Source organism: Synechococcus sp. R5-12, from assembly GCF_047502655.1.
Classification (GTDB): domain Bacteria; phylum Cyanobacteriota; class Cyanobacteriia; order Thermostichales; family Thermostichaceae; genus Thermostichus.
Genome location: NZ_JANSIM010000114.1, coordinates 1 through 6072 on the forward strand (window position 1 = coordinate 1; position 6072 = coordinate 6072).

5 protein-coding genes are annotated in these 6072 nt (G+C 60.3%); all 5 read right to left on the minus strand.

Annotated elements, in window-relative coordinates:
- Positions 1–38: 38 nt before the first annotated feature.
- Positions 39–782 carry a response regulator gene (locus tag NW843_RS07035; protein ID WP_414373340.1) on the minus strand — a complete coding sequence of 248 codons (744 nt, stop codon included), beginning with the start codon at positions 780–782 and terminating at the stop codon, positions 39–41.
- 68 nt (positions 783–850) lie between these two features.
- On the minus strand, positions 851–1609 hold the full coding sequence (locus NW843_RS07040) for a sensor histidine kinase (RefSeq protein ID WP_414522505.1): 759 nt from the start codon (positions 1607–1609) through the stop codon (positions 851–853).
- A gap of 109 nt (positions 1610–1718) precedes the next feature.
- Positions 1719–3197: a sensor histidine kinase gene (locus NW843_RS07045; protein ID WP_414522506.1), complete on the minus strand. Its 1479-nt coding sequence runs from the start codon at positions 3195–3197 to the stop codon at positions 1719–1721.
- A gap of 143 nt (positions 3198–3340) precedes the next feature.
- Complete coding sequence (locus NW843_RS07050) at positions 3341–4327, minus strand: pentapeptide repeat-containing protein (RefSeq protein ID WP_414522507.1); 987 nt, start codon at positions 4325–4327, stop codon at positions 3341–3343.
- Positions 4328–4446: 119 nt separating this feature from the next.
- Positions 4447–6006, minus strand: coding sequence for a hypothetical protein (locus NW843_RS07055; protein WP_414522508.1), 1560 nt, complete (start codon positions 6004–6006; stop codon positions 4447–4449).
- Between the last annotated feature and the right edge of the window lie 66 nt (positions 6007–6072).

The following is a 6072-nucleotide window of genomic DNA, read 5'->3' on the forward strand; positions in this document are numbered from 1 at the left end:
ACAGTGATGTTCAGCAGTGTTCAGCGTAAATGTATCAGCTACAGCCGAATCAAGCCATAGGTGAGAGCATAGCGCACCAGCTCGGTGCGGCTGCTGGTGCCCGTCTTGTTCAGCAGGCGGGTCACGTATTTTTCCACGTTGCGCACGCTGGTTTGCAGCTGCTTGGCAATCTCCTTGTTCATCAGCCCTTCTGCCACTTTTTCCAATACCTGTCGCTCGCGCGGCGTGAACTCTACCTTAATGGGTGGGGGCAAGGGAGTTGGGGCGGGGGGCTGAGAGGGACCGGTTGGGGGAAGAGTTCGCTCTGCCAGAAGCGCCCGAATGGAGGCCAGCTCGCGGGCGACCACTTCAGAAGGACTGGCTGCTCGGGATCGCTCAATGAGATTGGAGACAATGGCCACCAGCTCCTCCGGATCGAAGGGCTTGGGCAAATAGGCATCGACACCGGCCCGGTAACCCTGGATGCGGTCGGCGGTCATCCCCTTGGCGGTGAGGAACACCACCGGCAGATGGCTGTAGGGCTCGAGTTTTCGCAGTTGGGCCAAAAATTGATAGCCATCCATGCCCGGCATCATGATGTCGGAGATGATCAACTGAGGCTGGGCCGTGCTGAGCAGTTGCAGAGCCTGCTGGGCGTTGGCCGCCGGGATCACCTCAAAGCCGCTGTCCTCGAGGTAGGCTTGCACCGCTTCCCGTAAGCCGGGTTCATCATCTACTAGCAGAATGCGGGCTGCTGGACTGGCAGCAGGGGGTTCGGGTTTAGCTGGGGGAGAAGAGGCCATCTGCAGCTCCTGGGTAGCGTTCAAGCGTTTGGCGGCACCTGCCATCCCATATCTCTACAATCTTCCTACTAACCTGTGAGCAATCTCAGGCGAAAACAGGAGCCTTGGGGGGAGCTTTCCACCTGGAGATCTCCGCCCATCCGGGTGGCCAGGTCGCGGCTAATGGCCAACCCCAGCCCCTGCCCTGGCTTAGAAAGATCTGCCCGAAAAAAGGGATCGAAGATCCGCTCCAGATTCTCAGGATGAATACCAGGGCCATTGTCACAGACGGCAACGAACACTTCCCGTTGCGAAGCAGTTGAGGGATCTTCACCCAACTCCACCCTCAGCCGGATCTCACCCGGGGGCGGGGTGTACTTGCAAGCGTTGTCGATCAGGTTATCAAGCACCTGCCGCAGGGCGCGCGGATCGGCTTGTACAGGGGGTAGGGAAGGGGGCAGGACGGCTTGAAAGTGGTGTCCCTGCGTTTCGGCCAAGGCTTGATAGATGGGGATCCACTCCCGCAGCAGGTCGGCCAAGGAGAGGGGCTGAAGCTGGAGGGGGGCCGGGATCCCGTCCCAACGCTCAAACTCCGCCAACAGCTCCTGTAGATGTTTGCACTCCTGTTCAATGCTGAGGCCAATCCAGTGGTTGCGATCCTCTGGGGGCAAGCGTTTTTGTAATAACTTGGCCAGCGTGCTCAGGGCGGTGAGAGGATTGCGCATTTCGTGAAGCAAAGTGGAAAGCTGCTGGGCAGAGAGAGTGACCCCCTTGACCTTGGGTTCTCCGGCTCCGCAGACGGGTTCAGGCTCTGGATGGTGTTCAGCAACTTTTCTGGCTCTCGGCATGGATCCAATCCCTAGACTCTCCCGGCGCTGGCAGATCGATCCTAGCCCCATCTTCCCTGGGTTCCGCCACATCAGCGTTGAGACGGTATCGGGATCCCAACTGGGTGGCTTATAGCTGGCGGGGCAGGTAGATGTTGAGAACTTCCCCCCGACGGGCGCGGTGGCGCACGGTGAGGTAGCCCCCCAAGGCGCGGAACAGAGTTTGGGTGACGGGAAGGCTGAGGCTCACTGCACCGGTATCCGGCTGCACGACCAACAACTGCCCAATCGCCTGAGGGGATTTGGGCTCTGAGGCAACAGTGGCGTCGCTGCCCTCAGGTGTGTTGACCTGAAACTGAAGTTTGACCAGCTCCCCTGCGCTGACCAACTGGGCGCGAATGTGGCTGCCAGCCGGCGTGCTGCGGGCAATGCGGTCGACCATGCCAAACAGCACCGCTTCCAGCGCCTTGGGATCGCTGACCACATCCGGCAGCTCATCGGGAATCTCCAACTCCAGTTGGGATCCCCGCCGTTCCACCTGCTCCTGCCAGCGAGGCAGGTTTTGCCGCACCAAGTCCACCAGCGCAATGGGCTCTAGCTGAAGCCGACGCCCCTCCTGTGGGGTAGCAGCGGGCATCACCGTTTCTGTAGCCTGGAAAAACAGCCCGAAGCGGTTGATTTGCTCGGTACATTCGCGGTCAATTTTCTCCACGTATTCCCGTACCCGCGACGGCAGATCGTGCCGCTTCAGGATGAGACTAACCAAGGTGCGGATGGTGCTGAGGGGCGTCTGGATCTCGTGGATGAGAGCCCGCAACAGTTCTGCCTCCGAAAGGCTGTTCTGTTGGCCTTGACCGGCAGGCTGGCCATGGGAAGGAGGAGACCGCCGCTTCTGCCAATCTTCTGGCCGGGTTGTGGGCGCAGGGGAGTTCTCGGCTCTGGCGGGGGGTAAGCGAGCGGGCGGGGATCCCGACTCGGCCAGGTTTCCCAGCAGAAGAAGGCTGCTGAAGCGGGCCAGCACCCGCACATGAGGCTCCATGAGGGGATGGTGCTTGATCAGCTCCTGCCAGAAGGGCAAGCGATCCGGCCTACCCTGTTGAACCCGCTGCTCTAGGATCTGCCAAGCCCGATGCACCACTTCCGGCTCAAAAGACACCATCATCCCCCTCTGCCGCGTGTGGGGGTGATGCCCTTGGGCGGCCACCGCCGAAAAAACAGGGGTGAGCACCAGCAAAAAAGGCTCCTCCACCAGGGGATCCTGCGGCAAGAGAGGGATCACCGTCTGGCCAGGGGTCAGAATCGACTCAGGGGACAAGTCAGGGGTAAACAGCCAGGGGGCTTCACGGGCCGGCTCCCGCAGCTTCAGGTTTGGCTCTGGAGCGTCGATGGGCGACGGCAGTTGGGGCAGCGGCTCCCGAACCACCCAGGGGGGCCACCAAGACACCGGCCCACCGATCACCACTCCAAACTGTCCAACCTCTTGCCAGAGCTGGAGCAGAGCTGCCACTGTCTGCTGCCACGAGCGCTCTCCTGCCCCCGGCAACCATTCCGGCAAGGGCAGATCGGCCCACAAAGCTTCCATCAAAGACAGAAATCGGCGGCTGTTCACGGATCCTGCTGACCCATCCTTCCCCTGTAGGGTAACGGCTGTGGCTCCTCTGCGGCAGGGGAAAACCTCACCTTTTCCAGGGCGGATCCCCGTCTTAGCCAGTGATAAGAATCCTCGTCTTGTGAGGCGGCGAGCCGGTCAAATCAGCCTATCCGTCCATCCGGCAGGGTTGCCCCGCGCAAATTGGCCCCGCTGAGGTTGGCTGTGCTCAGATCGGCTCGGGTTAGGATCGCGCTGCCGAGATCGGCATTTTCCAGATTGGTGCGGCCCAAATAGGCGTCCACCAGGTTGGCATACCGCAAATCGGCCCCGGCCAGATTGGCCCGACTGAGATCCGTCCGCGCCAGTTTGGCCGAGCACAAAGAACTCGCGGAAAGATCGGCCCCGGCCAGATCCGCCTCGCTTAAGTTGGCCTCTGTCAAATTCACCTGGCGAAGTATCGCCTCCTTCAAGTTGGCCCGCGCCATCTGCGCCCCTTGCAGGTCTGCCCCCAAAAAAGAAACCCCCCTCAGGTCGGTCTCGCTCAGGATGGCCCCTTGCAAACGGGCTTGCTGCAGATTGGCCCCTTGCAAGTTGGCTTTGATCAGACTGGCCTCTTTCAGGTTGGCCCCGCTCAGGTCGGCCCGCGTCAAATCCGCTCCCGACAGGTTGGCTCCGCTGAGATCGGCGCGGCTAAGATTGGCGTTGCGCAATACCGCTCCCCGGCGGCTATCGAAACGGAGATTAGCCCCCCGCAAGCAAGCTCCCCCCAAGTTGGCACTGGTGAGGTTGGCCCAACGCAGATCCGCATCCAGCAGGTTGGCATCGATCAACAGAGCCAGCGTTAGGTTGGCCCCATGCAAATCTGCCCCTTGTAGGGTGGTGCCGTGCAACTGGGCATCCCTGAGATCCGCCTCGCTCAAGTCCGCCTGGCTGAGGTTGGCCCCCCCGAGGTTAGCCCCGACGAGGTTGGCCTTCTGCAGCTTGGCCCGCCCCAAGAAGGCGAAGATCAAGTTGGCGCTGTGCAGGTCTGCTTGGGAGAGATCCACCCCGATCAAATCGGCCCGGCTCAGGTCAAGGGCGGCCAGGTTCTCGCCGGCAAAGTTGATCCGTCCTGCCCGGTAAAGCCGAAGCAGATCCTTGGCATCCATAGAAGAGAGGGGAGAGCTGCACTGGTGGTTATTCTAGATAAGGATCCGGGCGTTTCCCCAACACTCGGCGCGGCTGATCGTGAGTGTTGAACGGGATCCCCGAACAGCGGGCTTGGCTCTCAAACCAGTCCGAACAGACGGCGCTCTGCCTCCTCCATGCGATCCAAGAAAGCAGCAAATTTGGTGGAGATCTCCCCCACTTCCTGCAAAAAGGCGCGTAGTGTTTGGTACTTGAGAACCAAGGCTTCCTCTAGAGTGCAGGTTTGGAACTGCTCATCCAACGCCTTGCCCAACTCGCTCAGGGCCTGTTCGATAGCAGTTTTGACAGAGCCGACGCTGCGCCGCACCAAACGCATCACCTCCTGCTCCAACTGCGGCTTTTGCCGGGCCAGCTCGCTGCTGGCCAAGACTTGTCTCAGGGAAGCATAGGGATCCGCAAGGTTGGTGGGCACCTCAGTGATCGCCTCCGGCAAAGCGTATTCCCCACTGCTGACGTGAGGGGGCTGCACCAAGCGCCACTCCGATTGTTCTAGCTTTTTCAAGATCCCCATGAACATTGCGGCGGATCCCTCGACATCCCTCAAGAAGCCGCGCAGCACCTGGTGTTTGAGCGTCAGATATTGGACGGGATCCTCATCCTGCAGACCTTCGTCCAGGGCGTTGCCCAACTCGCTTAGGGTGTTCTCGATGGCAACCATCAAGGATCCGGCGCTGTGATGGAGCAGTTGGCGGCAGGACTCTGGGATCTCCTGTCGCAGGTCAGAAGAGGGGCCGGGTGGTGTTGTCCAGGTTGCAAAAGCCAGAGGATCTGCAGGTTCTTCCTCATCTTCTGGGATCCCAGCGTCAATCCAAGTCATGGGGCTGGCCAGGGACTCTGCCTCGCCCGCGCGAGCGGCATCTTCGGTATTCAGCCAATCCAGATTGGCGGAGAGAGGCTCAGCAGCCAATCCTCCGCCGGGGAGGGTCGCTGGGGGCACGTCAACGTAAAGAGGCTTCAGCATCTGCAGCACAGCATTGGCGGCTTGGCCATCCTGATCCGGCTCCTGCAACTGCTGCACCGCCTCCTTCAGCCGGGCTTCCAGTTCTTGGGGGGAGGCGCAGGCATCGTAGAGGGCTCTGAGCAGCTCGTCCAGGCTGTAGCGCCGCAGGGCCGCCAACCCCTGCAGAGTAGGCTCTACTTTGTGGTACAAAGCCGTGAACAGAACCAGCTTGGCCCGCAAAGGGCTGGTTTGCCGCATCACCCCTGCCCGCAGCTCGAAGGGATCGTAGTCTTGCTTTTGCAGTCGTGGGCTTCCATACTCCAAGGACAAGATAGGCGAGGGTGCGGCCCAAGCTGATGGCTCCTTGAGCGAGGGCATGAGTGGGCTAGAGGGATCCGCTTGGGGCTGTTGATACAGGGGCTGTAGCTTGCTTAGCAGCATCTTGGCGATGCGAGCATACTCGGCTTTTTTGTTGATGCGGCTAATGGCCTCTCGAAAGCGTTGGCCCAAAGCATCAAGGGTAGCGTGCTGGCGGCAGAGCTGCTCCAGCAGGGCTTTCAGGTCTATTTGGTTCAACTTGCTGACATCGCTTTCCCAAGTGCTGGTGCAGGCAAAGTAAACCAGCTTTTTCACTCGGTCTGCGTACCCGCCCTGCTGCACTTCTTGCACAACAAGGCCAAAGGGATCCGAGACAACCATAGGGAGCTGCTAAGCAGGAGCGTGACTCTAGTCAATAATAAGCTCAACTATACTGAAAATAATGTA